This is a genomic window from Candidatus Omnitrophota bacterium (genome assembly GCA_034717435.1).
In the GTDB taxonomy this organism is placed as follows: domain Bacteria; phylum Omnitrophota; class JAUWXU01; order JAUWXU01; family JAUWXU01; genus JAYELI01.
The window spans coordinates 1-15,746 of the sequence record JAYELI010000042.1 but is presented as its reverse complement, the minus strand read 5'-3'; the positions used below and the strand labels follow the sequence as shown (position 1 = coordinate 15,746).

Annotated in this window: 18 protein-coding genes; all 18 read left to right on the top strand. The window is 42.7% G+C overall.

Annotated elements, in window-relative coordinates; all coding sequences use genetic code 11:
- The first annotated feature begins 48 nt into the window (after window positions 1-48).
- Window positions 49-1,356: a folylpolyglutamate synthase/dihydrofolate synthase family protein gene (locus U9Q08_03410; GenBank protein ID MEA3328763.1), complete on the top strand. Its 1,308-nt coding sequence runs from the start codon at window positions 49-51 to the stop codon at window positions 1,354-1,356.
- A gap of 115 nt (window positions 1,357-1,471) precedes the next feature.
- Window positions 1,472-2,857: a tRNA uridine-5-carboxymethylaminomethyl(34) synthesis GTPase MnmE gene (gene mnmE, locus U9Q08_03405; protein MEA3328762.1), complete on the top strand. Its 1,386-nt coding sequence runs from the start codon at window positions 1,472-1,474 to the stop codon at window positions 2,855-2,857.
- A gap of 1 nt (window position 2,858) precedes the next feature.
- Window positions 2,859-3,416 carry a GTP cyclohydrolase I FolE gene (folE, locus tag U9Q08_03400; protein MEA3328761.1) on the top strand — a complete coding sequence of 186 codons (558 nt, stop codon included), beginning with the start codon at window positions 2,859-2,861 and terminating at the stop codon, window positions 3,414-3,416.
- A gap of 14 nt (window positions 3,417-3,430) precedes the next feature.
- Complete coding sequence (locus tag U9Q08_03395) at window positions 3,431-5,134, top strand: formate--tetrahydrofolate ligase (GenBank protein MEA3328760.1); 1,704 nt, start codon at window positions 3,431-3,433, stop codon at window positions 5,132-5,134.
- Window positions 5,135-5,257: 123 nt separating this feature from the next.
- Window positions 5,258-5,851: a cyclodeaminase/cyclohydrolase family protein gene (locus U9Q08_03390; protein MEA3328759.1), complete on the top strand. Its 594-nt coding sequence runs from the start codon at window positions 5,258-5,260 to the stop codon at window positions 5,849-5,851.
- Complete coding sequence (locus U9Q08_03385; protein MEA3328758.1) at window positions 5,848-6,657, top strand: bifunctional 5,10-methylenetetrahydrofolate dehydrogenase/5,10-methenyltetrahydrofolate cyclohydrolase; 810 nt, start codon at window positions 5,848-5,850, stop codon at window positions 6,655-6,657. Before U9Q08_03390 ends, U9Q08_03385 begins: the two co-directional genes overlap by 4 nt.
- A 40-nt stretch (window positions 6,658-6,697) precedes the next feature.
- Complete coding sequence (gene metF, locus U9Q08_03380; protein MEA3328757.1) at window positions 6,698-7,570, top strand: methylenetetrahydrofolate reductase [NAD(P)H]; 873 nt, start codon at window positions 6,698-6,700, stop codon at window positions 7,568-7,570.
- Window positions 7,571-7,604: 34 nt separating this feature from the next.
- Entirely contained in the window at window positions 7,605-8,024 is a 420-nt protein-coding gene (locus tag U9Q08_03375; protein MEA3328756.1) for a secondary thiamine-phosphate synthase enzyme YjbQ, read from the top strand.
- A gap of 115 nt (window positions 8,025-8,139) precedes the next feature.
- Window positions 8,140-9,432 (top strand): 3-hexulose-6-phosphate synthase, encoded by a 1,293-nt coding sequence (gene hxlA, locus U9Q08_03370; protein ID MEA3328755.1) that lies wholly within the window; start codon window positions 8,140-8,142, stop codon window positions 9,430-9,432.
- A gap of 35 nt (window positions 9,433-9,467) precedes the next feature.
- Window positions 9,468-10,202, top strand: coding sequence for a UPF0280 family protein (locus tag U9Q08_03365; GenBank protein ID MEA3328754.1), 735 nt, complete (start codon window positions 9,468-9,470; stop codon window positions 10,200-10,202).
- Window positions 10,203-10,313: 111 nt separating this feature from the next.
- Window positions 10,314-10,724, top strand: coding sequence for an NIL domain-containing protein (locus U9Q08_03360; GenBank protein ID MEA3328753.1), 411 nt, complete (start codon window positions 10,314-10,316; stop codon window positions 10,722-10,724).
- An 88-nt stretch (window positions 10,725-10,812) separates the two neighbouring features.
- The gene (locus tag U9Q08_03355) at window positions 10,813-11,427 is read left to right on the top strand and encodes an MBL fold metallo-hydrolase (protein MEA3328752.1); all 615 of its coding nucleotides are present in this window, start codon (window positions 10,813-10,815) and stop codon (window positions 11,425-11,427) included.
- An 82-nt stretch (window positions 11,428-11,509) separates the two neighbouring features.
- Window positions 11,510-11,983, top strand: coding sequence for an NAD(P)H-dependent oxidoreductase (locus U9Q08_03350; protein ID MEA3328751.1), 474 nt, complete (start codon window positions 11,510-11,512; stop codon window positions 11,981-11,983).
- Window positions 11,984-12,014: 31 nt separating this feature from the next.
- The gene (locus U9Q08_03345; protein ID MEA3328750.1) at window positions 12,015-12,218 is read left to right on the top strand and encodes a DUF6485 family protein; all 204 of its coding nucleotides are present in this window, start codon (window positions 12,015-12,017) and stop codon (window positions 12,216-12,218) included.
- A gap of 8 nt (window positions 12,219-12,226) precedes the next feature.
- The gene (mutM, locus tag U9Q08_03340; protein MEA3328749.1) at window positions 12,227-13,033 is read left to right on the top strand and encodes a DNA-formamidopyrimidine glycosylase; all 807 of its coding nucleotides are present in this window, start codon (window positions 12,227-12,229) and stop codon (window positions 13,031-13,033) included.
- On the top strand, window positions 13,030-13,554 hold the full coding sequence (locus U9Q08_03335) for an epoxyqueuosine reductase QueH (protein MEA3328748.1): 525 nt from the start codon (window positions 13,030-13,032) through the stop codon (window positions 13,552-13,554). The genes mutM and U9Q08_03335 overlap by 4 nt, the downstream gene beginning before the upstream one ends.
- Window positions 13,551-14,567: an FAD:protein FMN transferase gene (locus U9Q08_03330; protein MEA3328747.1), complete on the top strand. Its 1,017-nt coding sequence runs from the start codon at window positions 13,551-13,553 to the stop codon at window positions 14,565-14,567. The genes U9Q08_03335 and U9Q08_03330 overlap by 4 nt, the downstream gene beginning before the upstream one ends.
- On the top strand, window positions 14,560-15,549 hold the full coding sequence (locus U9Q08_03325) for a tRNA 4-thiouridine(8) synthase ThiI (protein MEA3328746.1): 990 nt from the start codon (window positions 14,560-14,562) through the stop codon (window positions 15,547-15,549). Before U9Q08_03330 ends, U9Q08_03325 begins: the two co-directional genes overlap by 8 nt.
- The last annotated feature ends 197 nt before the right edge of the window (window positions 15,550-15,746 follow it).

Genomic DNA, 15,746 nt, shown 5'->3' with positions numbered 1-15,746 from the left:
TATGACTTATGACTTTAGTGTTTTAAAGTTAGGATTCAATTGTTTAAAATGAATTACAAACAGGCTCTCGAGTATCTTGATTCTTTTATTGATTACGAAAAGATTATAGATTATCCCTATAACGCTTCTTTGAATTTGCGAAGGATGGAGAGGCTTTGTGAGTTCTTTGATAATCCGCAAGAAACATTTAAGTCCATTCATATTGCCGGGACAAAGGGTAAGGGTTCGGTAGCAGCTGCAATTAGTTCTATACTTAAAGAGAATGGCCTGAAGGTCGGCCTTTATACCTCACCCCATTTGATTTCGCCGAGAGAAAGAATAAGAGTGATGAGCAAAAGCTTACAGCCCATAGCCCATAACTCACAGCCTGATTTATTAGGTTTAGAAGGAATGATTTCTGAAGAAGAAGCCGCTTCGTTTATCGAAAAAGTAAAACCAGCGGTTGAAGAGATCCGGCAGAACAAGGATCTTGGCGAGATTAGTTTTTTCGAAATTTATACGATCCTGTCCTTTTTGTATTTTGCCCGTAAAAACGTTGATATCGCGGTACTGGAAACAGGGATGGGGGGAAGGTTAGATGCCACTAATGTGGTCAGGCCGCTGGTAGCTGTTTTTACTCCAATAAGCCTTGACCATACCGATAAATTGGGCCCGCATTTAACTGATATTGCCCGGGAAAAAGCAGGGATAATCAAACAGGGATGTTCAGTTGTTAGCTTGACTCAGCCTGAAGGGGTAACCGAAATTATAAAACATGCCTGCAGTCAGAAGCGAGCCCCTTTTCATCAGGTTAATGGACAAACTTATGATGAGTATGCAGGACTGTTCTCTCTTAGCGGCCGCTATCAACGGCAGAATTTAGTCTTGGCTCTCGAAGTTATTAAGAGATTAGAAAGATACAACATTAAGGTATCATCCGATTCAATAAAAAGAGGGTTAAAAAAAGTTGTTTGGCCGGGAAGGATGCAGGTTATTGAAAAATCACCTCTTTTGATACTGGACGGCGCCCAAAACCGTGCTTCGGCAGGGGCGTTAAGAGAGTCTCTCAAAGATTTTTCTTTTGACAATTTAATTCTCCTGCTGGGTGTTTCAGCCAATAAAAATATAGAAGGGATAGCCGGGGAACTTTGCCCGCAGGCCAGGCAGGTTGTTCTGACAAAGGCGGATAATCCCCGGGCAACTGAACCAGAAGTGCTTGAGCTTGAGGTTAAGAAATATTGTCAGAATACAGTTTTGACGAGATCAATAAAAGAAGCATTGGCAGAAGTTAGGCAGGTTGCCTCAAAAGATGATTTAATTCTGGTGACCGGTTCACTTTATCTGATAGGAGAGGTGTTAAAACTAGACTCTAAATAAATCAAATTAGGTCATAAAAAAGTCATAAGTTTTAAGTCATAAGTTATAAGTGAAACCTATGACCTATGACTTATAACCGTAGTACTTTGAAGTTAGGATTTGATAACGGGCTATTATGAGTAAATTAATTTCGCTAGAGGATACAATTGCCGCTATTTCAACGCCGATCGGTGAAAGCGGTGTGGGTATTGTCCGGCTGAGCGGAAAAAATGCGCTGGCGATTGCTGACAAAATATTTAAGTCTAAGAACGGCAAAAAGCCTTCCGAGTTTCAAACATTTACCACACATTACGGCTATATTGGCGTAAATTCTGAGCTGATTGACGAGGTTATTCTGACGGTGATGCGCGCGCCCCGGACATATACCAGGGAGGACGTTGTTGAGATCAATTGTCATAGCGGGGTGGTCCCTTTAAAAAGAATCCTGGACCTGACGATTAGTTCAGGGGCAAGGCTTGCTCAGCCAGGCGAGTTTACCAAACGGGCTTATTTGAACGGCCGGATAGACTTAAGCCAGGCAGAGGCGGTTTTAGATATTATTAAGTCCAGGACTGACCGAAGCCTGAAGTGCGCGTTTAAACAATTAGAAGGAGGGTTATCTAAAGAGATTAATTCGCTACGTGATAAAATACTTGATATATCTGCCAATCTGGAGGCGAGGATAGATTTTCCAGATGATATAACCAGCCCTTTAGAACTAAACTCCAGGGTTGATGACATAATTAAAAACATGGAAAGGCTGGTAAGTTCTTTTGAACAAGGGCAGATCTTACGGGAAGGCCTTTCAATGGTCATTTGCGGTAAGCCAAATGTTGGTAAATCAAGCCTGATGAATGCCTTGTTAAAAAAAAATCGGGTAATAGTCACTCCTTTACCTGGTACTACCAGGGACACGATAGAAGAGCAAGTAGACATAAAAGGCCTGGCATTAAGGATTATTGATACGGCGGGATTGACTGAAGAAACAGATTATATCGGCTACCTTACCGCAAAAAGGGCTGATGCGATGATAGCCGAGGCAGATCTGATACTGTTTATGCTTGACGCTAGCCGGCCTTTGAGTGATGAAGATAAAAGGGTGGCTGATAAGATCAAGGATAAAAAACTGATAGTGGTGATAAATAAAATAGACTTACCCCTGAGAATAAAATTAGATCAGATAAAAAAGGCAGTAAAGGCTAAAAAAATAGTCAAAATTTCCGCTACCCGAAAAACAGGTCTGGAGTTGTTGGAAGAAGCTATTTTAGAAATGGTTTTCCGGGGCAAGCCGACTTTGAATGATAATGAGCCGTTGGTCAGCAACCTCAGGCATAAAGACGCATTAGTCAAAACATTAGAATTTATGATTAAAGTTCAGGATGGCTTAAAGCAGGATGCATTGCCGGAAATTATAGCATTTGATTTAAAAGACGCAATGGACAGCCTGGGAACAGTGTCCGGCGAGACAACGTCCGAGGATCTATTAGAACAGGTTTTTTCACAGTTTTGCATTGGGAAATAAAATGGATAAAAAAAAGATAGAGCAGGCGGTTAAAGCGATACTTAAAGCAGTGGGTGAAAACTCCCAAAGGCCGGATCTTTTAGGGACGCCCAAGAGGGTCGCTGAAATGTACGAAGAGGTCTTAAGCGGGATAAATAAAGACCCCGGCAGGGAGCTGGAAGTTCTTTTAGCAGAGGGCCACGATGAAATAGTCCTTTTGAAAAATATCCCTCTCTATTCTGTTTGTGAACATCACCTTCTTCCGTTTATTGGCAAGACACATGTAGCATATATTCCCAAAGGTAACAGGGTAACAGGACTTAGTAAGCTTGCCCGGGTTGTAGATATATTGGCCAAGCGGCTTCAGGTTCAGGAAAGGCTTACTACCCAAATAGCCGATGTTATTATGAAAAAATTAAAGCCCCAGGGAGTGCTGGTGGTAATTGAAGCAGAGCATCTTTGTATGACCATGAGGGGAGTGAAGAAACCGGGCAGTGTTACTGTTACCAGCGCGGTAAGGGGGATATTCAGGACAAATGAAAAGACGCGTTCGGAAGCGCTTGCTTTAATAAAAATGTAAAAGAGGAAAAGTTGGTGAAAAAAATACTCAGTGACTTAAAGATCGCTCAAATCGCAAAGTTGAGGCCGATTGCTCAAATAGCCGGGAAAATAGGCGTTAAAGAAAAAGAATTGCAGTTATACGGCAAATATAAAGCCAAGGTGTCGCTTGGAATATTGAAGAGACCGGCAAACAGACCGGACGGTAAATATGTCGACATTACAGCCATTACCCCGACCCCTTTGGGAGAAGGTAAGACAGTGACTACTATCGGCCTGTCAATGGCGCTTAATAAAATAGGCAAGCCGGCTATAGCTGTTATCCGTCAGCCTTCATTGGGTCCGGTGTTTGGAATTAAAGGCGGAGCAGCCGGAGGAGGATATTCCCAGGTAGTGCCAATGGAAGATTTTAATTTACATTTTACCGGCGATACACATGCTGTGGGGCTGGCCCATAATCTCCTGGCCGCTTTTTTGGATAACTCTATATTAAAAGGGAATAAATTAAACATAGATCCTTTGACAATTACCTGGAAAAGAGTGATAGATATTAACGACAGGTTTTTACGTAATATCATTATTGGCCGGGGCGGTAAAAATAACGGATTTCCCCGAAAAAGCGGTTTTGATATTACCGCAACCAGCGAGGTAATGGCGATATTGGCCCTTACTACGGATCTTTTCGATTTGCGCAGGCGTCTGGGAAAGATTACCGTGGCGTCTACTTATGATGGTGAGCCGATAACTGCTGATGACTTGAAAGCAGCCGGGGCAATGACGGTCCTTTTAAAGGACGCGATTAAGCCTACCCTGATACAAACGCTGGAAAATACTCCCTGTCTGGTTCATACCGGCCCATTTGCCAATATTGCCCATGGGAATTCTTCAATAATAGCGGACAAGATCGGTATGAAATTAACCGATTATGTAGTTACTGAAAGTGGATTTGGCGCGGATTGCGGGGCAGAGAAATTTTTTAATATTAAATGTCGTTATTCTAAACTTAAGCCGAGTTGCGCGGTTATTGTAGCTTCTATTCGGGCGCTGAAGATGCATAGCGGAGATTTTAAAATAGCTGCCGGAAAGCCTTTTGACCTTGGCTTGCTAAAGGAAAATATAGATGCGGTAGAAAGGGGATGTTTAAATTTAGAAAAACAGATAGAAAATTTACGGATTTTTGGTATTCCGATAGTTGTGGCGATCAATAAATTCAAACAGGATACGGATGGGGAAATAGAGGTAGTTCGTAAGAGGGCATTGGATAGCGGTGCTGAAGACGCGGTAGTAAGTGAGCTCTGGGCCCGGGGCGCAAATGGCGGAAAGGTCTTAGCCCGGGCAGTGATCAAGGCCTGCGGTAAAAAAAGCAGTTTCAGATATCTTTATCCGTTAGATATGCCGATAAAGAAGAAGATCGAAAAGATAGCTGTAGATATATATGGCGCTAAGAAAGTCAAATATTCGTCTTTGGCCGAGAAAAAAATATTGTTATATACTAAAAGAGGTTATGATAAATTGCCTGTTTGTATGGCCAAAACCCATCTTTCTCTCTCTCATAATCCCAAGTTAAAGGGCAGGCCCATTGGTTTTACACTTCCGATTCGCGATATCAATGTCTCGGTAGGGGCAGGATTTTTATATCCTCTTTGCGGTAAAATGAGAACTATGCCCGGCCTACCCTCTGTCCCGGCGGGGACAGAGGTGGATATTGATAAGAGCGGGAAAACAGTGGGACTGTTCTGAGAAAAAACACCAATGGGCAATGGGCTGTGAGCTGTGGGCTATGTGCTAAAAAGCTCATAGCTTATTATCCTTCGTCCCTCGTCTTTCGGAACGTGGAGGTAATGGAATGGAAGGGAGTTTAAAATGTATGGAGATGTGTTAAAAGAATATTTAGATGATTTAGCCGGTAAAAAGTCTACACCCGGAGGCGGGAGTGTATCTGCCCTGGTAGGGGCCTTAGGGGTTAGCCTTATGAGCATGGTGGCGCATTTTAGTGAGGGATTAACAGAGCCGGTTTTAGATATAAGATCCAGGTTGATTGTATTAATCGATGAGGACGTAACGGCTTTCGGAAAAGTTATGCAGGCCTATAAGATGCCCCGGGAAAGCTCGGAGCAAAAGTCTAAAAGGACCGAGGCTGTTCAGGAAGCTCTTAAAACTGCCTTAAGCCCTCCGCTGAATGTATGCCTGTTATGCTATGAGGCGATTAAGATCTGTAAATCTTCCCTGGCAACAGCCAATATTAATTTGATCAGCGACGTGGGAGTAAGCGCTGTTTTATTAGAAGGCGCATTTTATTCGGCATATCTCAATGTTAAGATAAACTTGAAATATTTAAAGGACCAAAAGATTATCGGAGAAGTTAATCAGACACTAAAACCCCTGGCCAAAGAAATAGTTAATTATCGGCAGGTTATCTATCAGGAGGTCAGCAAGAGGATGGACGAGAAAAAATGAGCGCTATTATATTAGATGGCAGGGCGATGGCCCGTTCGTTGAAAGACGGGTTAAGGCAAGAAATAGAGAAGCTCAAGCGCAAGTATAGGACTATTCCCCGGTTAGCTGTTATTCAAATAGGTCAGAGTCCGGACCTGGTTATTTACCTCAGGTCTCAGGAAAGAACAGCCCAGACCCTGGGGATAGAACACCGGGTATATAAATTGAAGCCTAACATAAAAGAAAAAAAAGTAATCGAATTAATTAAGGATCTAAATGAGAACAGGCAGATAAACGGAATTATGATTCAAAGACCTTTTCCGGCTCATCTAAACTGGCAGGAGATAAGCAGGTTTATAACTCCGCAAAAAAACACAGAGATGATCTCTCCCACAGTTCTGGCGATAATAGAATTGATCGAGGCAGCGAAAGTGGACTTAAAAGGCAAAGAAGCAGTAATTATCGGCCGCAGTGATATAATAGGCAGGCCCTTAGCAATGTGTTTACTCGATAGAAGAGTCACGGTTACTATCTGTCATACAGCTACCCGGGATATGTTGTTTCATACCAAGCGGGCTGAGATCCTGGTGGCCGCTGCCGGAAAACCGCGGTTAATAAAGCCCGCGATGGTTAAAAAAGGCGCCATAGTGATTGACGTAGGGATAAACAAAGTTGACGGGAAAATAATGGGCGATGTGGAATTTGAAGGCGTGGTGAAAAAGGCGGGTTTTATTTCTCCGGTGCCCGGAGGCGTAGGACCTCTTACGGTTGTTATGCTGATGAGAAACGTGGTCAATGCTTTTAAATCGCAGAGAACTAAAAAATAGTCAGTTATAATATAACCGGAGGTTATACCGGGGAGTAGAGTTGATCAGAAAGATTTCAGATATTTTTAAAGAGAAAGATCAAACCTGTTCGTTTGAATTTTTTCCCCCGAAGACAGAACAGGGTGAGATCAAGTTGTTTAAGACTGCCGGTGAACTTAAAAAACTCAGGCCTGATTTTTTCTCGGTGACATATGGAGCGGGCGGAGGTTCCAGGGAAAAGACCATCAGGATAGTGGATGAGCTCCAGAAGCGTTTTGCCATACCCGCAATGCATCATTTTACCTGTACCGGGCATAGCCGGGCAGAACTTAAAAAGATAATTGACCGGATGAGGGAGAAAAATATCCGTAATGTCCTGGCCTTATACGGGGATCTTCCCAGGGGAGTTGATGCCTCTAAGCCTGTTCGGGATGACTTAGAATATTGTTATCAACTCTGCGAGATGTTAAGGTCTCACGGTGATTTTTTCAGTGTTGGGGTTGCCGGATTTCCCGAAGGCCACGTGAACTCGCCTGATAAAGAAACAGATTCAAAGTATCTCAAGGTCAAACTGGATGCTGGCGGGGAGTTTGTAATAACCCAGCTTTTTTTTAATAATCAGGATTATTTTGAATATCTGAAACGCGTAAGAAAAATAGGCGTTACCCAGAGGATTATCCCCGGTATTTTGGCAATAACCAATTATCAAAGCTTGATAAAGTTTTGTGCTGATTGCGGGGCGAGGATTCCCCGGCAGGTCCATGATATATTTAAGCCGCTTGTCGGCAATGAGCAGGCTACTTATAAAGCCGGTGTTGAATTTGCGGTTAAGCAATGTAAGGATCTCCTTGACGGAGGGGCGCCGGGACTGCATTTTTTTACCTTAAATAAAATTGACCCTGTGCGGGAAATTTTAAGTAAGTTGTTAAATTGATGAACTGTTAAATTGTTAAAAGGGGTGATATATTATGGCAATTGTGACGCAAGAGATAAAATTAAAAACCAAAGGTGATACGGATATTATAAATATCACTGATCAAGTCAGAAAATACATAGAATCCGGCAGCTTAAAGAACGGGGTTGTGACCGTGTTTGTCCCGGGTTCAACAGCAGGTCTTACGACCATAGAATATGAACCGGGCTTGATAAAAGATATTGAAAGGCTTTTTGAGGAACTTGCCTCAAAGAGAAAAGATTATAGCCACAACTTGACCTGGCAGGATGGAAACGGCTATTCACACGTAAGGGCAGCGCTTTTAGGGCCCAGCTTGAGCGTGCCGTTTACAGCTAAAAAGCTTTTACTCGGCACCTGGCAGCAGGTTGTGCTGATAGATTTTGATAATCGGCCGAGGTCGCGGAACGTAATAGTGCAGATAGCCGGGGAGTAACCGCTAAACTGCTAAATTGCTAAACTGTTATCTGCGACCATCTGCGTGCAATCTGCGAAAATCTGCGTTAAAAATATTTTTTAGATAAGCTATTAAGTTGATATTATAAAAGGATATGAAACCAATATTGCAATTAGCGTTGGATTTTTTGAATTTGAATCGGGCACTTAAAGTGGCTGAGGAGGCTGTAAAAGGCGGTGTGGATTGGCTGGAGGCAGGAACGCCTTTAATAAAGAGCGAAGGCCTGGATGTTGTAAGAAAGCTTAGGGAAACATTTCCCAAAAAGACGATTGTGGCAGACTTAAAGATTATGGATGTAGGCAGGATCGAGACAGAGGCAGCGGCCAAGGCCGGGGCTGATATAATTTGCGTTTTAGGCCTTGCTTCTGACAGCACAATTCGGGAATGCGTGGAAGCGGGAAGAAATTACGGGGTAAAGATAGAGGCTGATCTTATCGAAGTTAAAACTTTAGATATAGAAAGACGGGCAAAGCAGATTGAAAAAATAGGGGTTGATTATATAGGAGTACATTGTGCTATTGATGAACAAATGAAGGGGAAGGACCCGTTTCTAAGATTACGCAAAGTAGCAAAGGCAGTTAAAATACCCGTGGCCTGTGCAGGCGGGATAAACTCTGAAAGTGCTCCCCGGGCGCTAAAAGCCGGAGCCGGCATTGTGATAGTCGGCGGCGCGATAACCAAGGCTAAATCACCTGAGGAGGCAGCCGGTGGGATAAAAAAGGCCATGACTACCGGTGTGGCCTTAAAGACTAAATTCTTTAAAAGGGTTTCGATAAATGAGGTCTATAAAATTTTAAAAAATGTTTCTACTCCTAATCTTTCAGACGCAATGCATAGAAGCGGAGATTTAAAGGGTATCTCTGCGGTTTGTGAAGGATTAAAGATGATCGGTGAAGCGTTGACTGTCCGGACATATCCTGGTGATTGGGCCAAGCCTGTTGAGGCAATTGACCGGGCAGAGCCGGGCCAGGTTATAGTAATAGATGCCGCAGGTGCAGGGCCGGCGGTATGGGGAGAGCTGGCGACCCACGGCGCAATCCAACGCAAGCTTTCCGGAGTGGTAATAGACGGGGCAGTCCGGGATACTTCCGAGATACGCAAGTTGAAATTTCCGGTATTTTCCAGGTTAATAATGCCTACAGCCGGTGAACCTAAAGGCTTTGGGGAGATAGGTGTTCCGGTGACAACGGGGGGAGTAAAGATTTATAGTGGTGACTGGATAGTAGGTGATGACGACGGGTTAGTCTGCATACCCCGTGACAGGGTAGTTGAGGTTACTAACAGAGCGATGGGAGTTTTAGAGCAGGAGAATAGATTAAGACAGGAGATTGATCAAGGGTCTACTCTGGGGAAGGTGATAGAACTGCTCAGGTGGGAGAAAAAATAAAAACTGCTAAATTGCTGAATGGTTAAACTGTTAAATTGAAAAGAAAAACTGTTAAAAGTTCAGAAAAATATAGAAGCTGGGTAACAAGCAAGGATCTGGTAAATTTTGAAGTGCTTGAGGGAGAGTCTGATCTTTTTATCTCGGCTAAAAAGAAATTAACAGTTCAGGCAGAGCGCCTTACTCGAAAGTGCAGAAAGACCATCCAGGATCATATTGCGCGTTATCCCCGTTTCAAAGATAGCTTACAACCAATAAACAAAAGATCGAGCTCTATTCCTCAAATTGTAAGAGAAATGCTTAGTGCCTCTCGAGTGGCCAATGTGGGTCCGATGGCTGCAATAGCCGGGGCAGTGGCAGAATATGTAGGCAAAGGGATTTTAGATTTTTCTTCTGAAGTAATAGTTGAAAACGGCGGGGATGTCTTTATTAGAAGCTCTCAGGACAGAATAATGGGTATTTATACCGGTGAGTCGGTCTTAAGCGGTAAGGTGGCTCTTAGGCTTACTGGTCTTGAGGCAGGCTTAGGAGTATGCACTTCTTCTGGTAAGATCGGGCACTCTCTGAGTTTCGGTAAGGCTGATAGTGTAACGGTTATTTCTGATTCCGCACCCCTTGCTGATGCCGCAGCCACAGCCGTTGGTAATATAGTTAAAACTCCCGACAATATTAATCAGGGAATAGAACGGGCTAGAGAGATTAAAGGGGTAAAAGGAGTTGTAATTATTGTTGGTAAGAAACTTGGCATCTGGGGCGAGGTGGAAATAATATAAATAAACACGTTAGCTATGAGCTGTGAGCTTTGAGCTTTGAGCTATGAGTTTTAGCGCACAGCCCATAGCTCACGGCTCATATGTAATTTGTATATTCAGGGGGGATTAAAGATGATATCCAAGAAAATAGTTCTACGTTTTCCGCGTAATTTAGTTGACCAACCGATTGTTTCCCGCCTGGTTAAGGAATATGATCTTTCGTTCAATATCCTCCAGGCAAAAGTTACTCCTGATGAAGAAGGGTTGATGATCGTAGAGCTTTCCGGCGAAGAGCCAAATTGTAATAACGGGATCAATTATTTACAAAAGTTAGGGGTAGGTCTGCAGCTTTTAGAAAAGGATGTCCATCGTAACGATAACCGCTGTACTCAATGCGGAGTTTGTACTGTTATCTGCCCGACCGGTGCCTTGTTTATGAACAGGGAGGATATGACGGTCGGCTTTGATGTTTCCAAATGCACGGGTTGTGAACTTTGCGTATCTGCTTGCCCGCCGGGGGCCATGGAGGTAAAACTGCTCTAAAGAGGTTTTTCATCCTTCCTGTGATGGGCAACCCTATTAAAGACACCATCTTTAAATGCAGTCAGGATAAGCCGAGGTCAGTGACGGCATGATCATAAGATCTGTAACTGTGGGACAGATGAAGGCCAATTGTTATATTCTGGGCTGTAAAAAAACCAGGCAGGCCGTGATTATTGACCCCGGCGATGATTATCAAAAGATTATCAACTGCCTTAAGCAGGAAGGGTTAGAGCCGAAAATAGTTATAAATACGCATGGCCACATAGATCACATCGCTGTAAATGATAAATTTAATCTTCCGATATATATTCACGAACTGGACGCTGAATGTTTAATAAATCCCACGAAAAATTTATCCGCGTTTTTTGGTCCGGGTTATACCTCACCAACGGCTGTCCGTTTGTTAAAAGACAAAGACGAAATAGAAGTAGGTGAAATAAATTTAAGAGTCATTCATACTCCCGGCCATACACCGGGCGGGATATGTTTAACCACCGATAATATCGTTTTTACCGGGGATACCCTGTTTTGCCGGGGGATTGGCAGGACGGATTTTCCCGGCGCATCAGAGAAAGACCTTATTGCCTCAATAAAAGAAAAGATTTTTGCGCTTAGCGATAAGACAGTTGTTTATCCCGGTCACGGGCCTTATTCTACTGTTGGCAGTGAAGCTGTGTTTATGAAAAAACAGAGTATGCTGTGAGCTGTGGGCTGTGAGCTTTGAGTTAAGCTCATAGCTCATAGCTTGCAGCCCATAAGAGTTATTTGAAAGGAAGGTGAAAGATATGGCGAAGATCTTGATAGTTTATTATTCCCGGAGCGGTAATACCAGAAAAATGGCTTCTTTTGTTGAAAGCGGCGTAAAGGCGGAAGGCATGGAAGTGACCTTAAAAGACGTGATTAAAACCAAAGCTGAAGAATTGCTTGATTATGACGGTATTATTATTGGCTCGCCGACTTATTACGCCAGTATGGCGGCTGAAATAAAAAAAATTTTCGATGACAGCGTAAGTTTTCACGGACAACTTGAAGGTAAGGTAGGTGCGTCCTTTTCTTCAGCAGCGAATATTGGAGGAGGAAATGAGACAACTATAACCGATATATTGAACGCGATGATCGTTCACGGAATGATAGTCCAGGGTAATCCTAAAGGAGACCATTACGGCCCTGTTTCCATTGGCCCTCCTGATGAGCGCGTTGAGAAACAGTGTAAAATATTAGGACAAAGAGTGGCTAGGTTGCTGAAAAGGCTCAAATGAGGGCGCAAAGAAAAGTAAGGAGAATAGATAAATGAAAGAATGTAATCTCAAAGAGAACAAAGCAAGGTGTAATTGCACCTATGAACCTTGTGACAAAAAGGGTATTTGCTGCGAATGCATAAGGTACCATCAGAAATTAGGCGAGCTTCCGGCCTGTTTTTTTCCCGATGATGTAGAAAAAACATACGATCGATCCATCGAAAAATTTATCGAGGTTCATCAGAAAAAAAGGTAAAGATCATTATGCCGGAACTGCCGGAAGTAGAAACAATTAAAAAGGGGCTTGAGAAATTTATTCTCAATAAGTCAATAAAAAAGGTAAAGGTCAGCGAACCGCGGATCGTTAAGAGCCCCGGCCTTAAAGAATTCAAAAGACAGCTCAGAGGAAAAACTTTTCAGAAAATAATCCGTAAAGGCAAATACCTTATTTTTCAAGTGTCTTCCCGAAAATTTTTAATTATTCACCTGAAGTTGACCGGCCGGTTGATTTACGGGCAAAATGATATTAAATCACGCCTGAATTTTCTTCTTTCCGACAATAATTATTTGAATTTGAACAGCCGGCGCCTGTTTACCGAGGTAAGATTGGCCGCTGACTATAAAAAATTCCCCGGGATTGCCAAACTTGGATTTGAACCTTTATCAGAGGATTTCAGCCTGGATGCCTTTAGCCGGGGAATAAAAAATACAAAAAGGAAGATCAAGATAATTTTAATGGACCAGACCTTTATTGCCGGAATAGGCAATATTTATGCCCAGGAGGCGTTGTTTCAAGCAAAAATTGATCCCCGCCGGGAGGCCTGTTCTTTAAATAAACAGCAGGTTAAGAAACTCCATTTGGCATTAAAGAAGATTTTAAAAGACGCTGTTAAATATCGAGGCTCTTCAGTAAATAATTATACCGATAGCCGGGGTGAAAAAGGGAGTTTTCATCTTCGGCTTAAGGTTTATGGCCGGAGGGGAGAGAAGTGTTTTTCTTGCGGCACTTCGCTAAAGAGAATATCCCTTGAAGGCCGGACGACTTGCTTTTGCCCGAAGTGCCAGAAATGAAAATATTACTTCATATATGCTGTGCGGTTTGCGCTTCTGCGTGTATAGAAAAGTTAAGAGAAGAAGGAAACCAGGTAAGCGGATTTTTTTATAATCCTAACATTCACCCCGAACCTGAATACCTTAAAAGGTTAAATGATCTGGAAAATTTTGCCAAAAGGCTTAATTTTCCTTTTTTTATTGGCAAATACGACGTGGGGGCGTGGTTTAAACTAACAAAAGGCCTGGAGGAGGAACCGGAGGGCAGGAAAAGATGCGAAATTTGTTTTAGAACAAGACTGGATGAGACCCGGCGGTTTGCCAAGCAGGAAGGATTTGATGGCTTTACTACTACTTTGACCGTAAGCCCTCACAAAAATAGCGAAGCAATAAACAGGATAGGTAAAACATTAGCCGGTTCATTTTTTTTGGAGAGAGACTTTAAAAAAAGAGATGGTTTTAGGAGAGCAATAGAGCTAAGTAAAAAATACCGGCTTTATCGCCAGACTTATTGCGGCTGTATTTTCAGTCAAAGAAGATGAAGAAATTTTTAGCGGTTACTTTATTGACAATAATTTTTTTATCCGGCTGCGGAAAGAAAGATTTTAAACGCACCAGGATATTAATGGGTACAGTGGTTGAAATTTCGGTTGCTGAGGGGGATAAAAAACCTGAGCAGATTAAAAGAGCTGTTGATAAGGCGTTTGAAGAGATGGACAGCATAAATAAATTAATGAGTATATACCGAACCGATAGTCAGCTGAGTGAAATAAACAGGTCGGGTAAGGGACAAATGGCGGTTGTCAGCGATGAGTTGTTAGAGGTTATCAAAAAGTCTATTTGGATTAGCCGGCTGTCTTCCGGTGCTTTTGATGTAACTCTGGGACCGGTAATAGAACTCTGGGGTTTTGGCCAAAAAGGAAGAATAGAAAACCTGCCTTCTTTAGAACAGATAGACAAAGCTCTTTCAATGGTTGGTTATCATAGCATTATTATTGATGACGAGGAAAAGAAAATTGGATTTGCCAAAGAGGGAATGCGGATTGATCTTGGAGCCGTGGCTAAAGGATACGCGGTTGATAAAGCCATTAAGGCATTAAAAAGCGAAGGAATAAACAATGCCCTGGTTAATGCCGGGGGTGATATATGTTGTTTGGGTTTAAATGCCAAAAGAATGCCTTGGATTATCGGCATTAAAGATCCCCGTCATTTTTCTCGAATTATAACCACTCTAAAGTTGGAAAATAAGGCCTGTGCCACTTCCGGTGATTATGAGAATTTCTTTTTAAAAGACGGAAAGAGTTTTTCCCATTTGATTGACCCCAGGACCGGCCGGCCGGTCGAGAACGAAATAGTCAGCGTAACAGTCCTGGCTTCTGATTGCTTTGAGGCTGATGGTTTAGCTACAGCTGTGTTTGTCTTGGGTAAAGAAAAAGGGTTAAAACTGATAAATAGTTTAGCTGGAGCCGAGGCAATAATTATTAGCCGGGAGGACGATTGTTTAACAGCGTATTTTTCTAGGGGGTTAGAGAAATTAAGGGGCTTGGATGAATAGAAAAGCAGTAATTTTATTTTCCGGGGGGCTGGATAGTATTTTGGCCGGCCGGCTTATGTTAGAACAACAGATAGAAATAGAGGCGGTTAACTTTATGTCTGTTTTTTTTATAAAAAATGAGGCTCTGCCAACAATAGATAACATTGGAGTAAAGTTGAAAATTTTTGATATTACCCCGGAACACATTTGTATAGTTAAATCTCCCCAATATGGATACGGTAAAAATATGAACCCTTGTCTTGACTGCCGGGTCTGTATGTTAAAAAAAGCGGCAGAATATATGAAAGAAGCGGGAGCGTCATTTTTGGTTACCGGCGAGGTTTTGGGTGAACGTCCGATGTCTCAGCGCCAGGAAGCGTTTAATTTGGTTGAGAAGGCAGCCGGGTTAAAGGGTAAAATATTAAGGCCTCTTTCAGCCAAACTTCTCAGGCCCACTATTGCCGAACAAAACGGCATAGTTAACCGGAATAAATTATTAAATATTCAGGGCCGCGGGAGGAATTACCAGATAGATTTAGCTAAACAAAAAGGCATCAGCAATTATCCCGTGCCTTCCGGCGGATGTCTATTGACTGACCCGGAATTTTCTGATCGGCTGCGCGAACTATTAGCCAATCAATCTCCGGAGGTTTCGGATATTCAACTCTTAAAATATGGCCGGCACTTCCGGCTGTCAAATGGGTTTAAGGTTATAATCGCCAGGGACGAAAAAGAGATTGAGTGTCTTCTCGGTTTAGCCGAGCAAGGGGATATGATTTTTGATCTGGCTGATTTCGCCGGTCCAATAACCATAGTTAAAGGCCGGCGTAATACCGATGGTTTAGGCTGGATTAAAAATATAGCAGCTTTAACAGCTAGGTATAGCAAGGTAAGAGATAAAAAAGAGGTAAGGGTTAAATACTGCTGTGTTCCTCAAAAGACAGAGGAATATGTGTTGGTAACCCCTCGAAGTGCTGAGGAGCTGGGGATAGCAAGAATTTGAATGCGGGAGAGGCCAAAATCCTCGCAGGGAATTTTGGACGTTCCGGCGGAACCACACCCCACAGCAGCCATCGTAATTGAAGATATAACTAAGTGTGGGTGTTATCTACGAATTAAAAGTGCACAGTTTAAAGTTTAAAACTGCACACTCCCCAAGTCCTTAATCTTGTTCTTTTTAAGATAGGTGTCATCCTGAGG

What these genes read in the sequence shown, in the direction of transcription:
- U9Q08_03410 (MEA3328763.1), top strand. Translation starts at nt 49, where the DNA reads ATGAATTACAAACAGGCTCTCGAGTATCTTGATTCTTTTATTGATTAC.
- mnmE (MEA3328762.1), top strand. Translation starts at nt 1,472, where the DNA reads ATGAGTAAATTAATTTCGCTAGAGGATACAATTGCCGCTATTTCAACG.
- folE (MEA3328761.1), top strand. Translation starts at nt 2,859, where the DNA reads ATGGATAAAAAAAAGATAGAGCAGGCGGTTAAAGCGATACTTAAAGCA.
- U9Q08_03390 (MEA3328759.1), top strand. Translation starts at nt 5,258, where the DNA reads ATGTATGGAGATGTGTTAAAAGAATATTTAGATGATTTAGCCGGTAAA.
- U9Q08_03385 (MEA3328758.1), top strand. Translation starts at nt 5,848, where the DNA reads ATGAGCGCTATTATATTAGATGGCAGGGCGATGGCCCGTTCGTTGAAA.
- U9Q08_03375 (MEA3328756.1), top strand. Translation starts at nt 7,605, where the DNA reads ATGGCAATTGTGACGCAAGAGATAAAATTAAAAACCAAAGGTGATACG.
- hxlA (MEA3328755.1), top strand. Translation starts at nt 8,140, where the DNA reads ATGAAACCAATATTGCAATTAGCGTTGGATTTTTTGAATTTGAATCGG.
- U9Q08_03360 (MEA3328753.1), top strand. Translation starts at nt 10,314, where the DNA reads ATGATATCCAAGAAAATAGTTCTACGTTTTCCGCGTAATTTAGTTGAC.
- U9Q08_03355 (MEA3328752.1), top strand. Translation starts at nt 10,813, where the DNA reads ATGATCATAAGATCTGTAACTGTGGGACAGATGAAGGCCAATTGTTAT.
- U9Q08_03350 (MEA3328751.1), top strand. Translation starts at nt 11,510, where the DNA reads ATGGCGAAGATCTTGATAGTTTATTATTCCCGGAGCGGTAATACCAGA.
- U9Q08_03345 (MEA3328750.1), top strand. Translation starts at nt 12,015, where the DNA reads ATGAAAGAATGTAATCTCAAAGAGAACAAAGCAAGGTGTAATTGCACC.
- mutM (MEA3328749.1), top strand. Translation starts at nt 12,227, where the DNA reads ATGCCGGAACTGCCGGAAGTAGAAACAATTAAAAAGGGGCTTGAGAAA.
- U9Q08_03335 (MEA3328748.1), top strand. Translation starts at nt 13,030, where the DNA reads ATGAAAATATTACTTCATATATGCTGTGCGGTTTGCGCTTCTGCGTGT.
- U9Q08_03330 (MEA3328747.1), top strand. Translation starts at nt 13,551, where the DNA reads ATGAAGAAATTTTTAGCGGTTACTTTATTGACAATAATTTTTTTATCC.
- U9Q08_03325 (MEA3328746.1), top strand. Translation starts at nt 14,560, where the DNA reads ATGAATAGAAAAGCAGTAATTTTATTTTCCGGGGGGCTGGATAGTATT.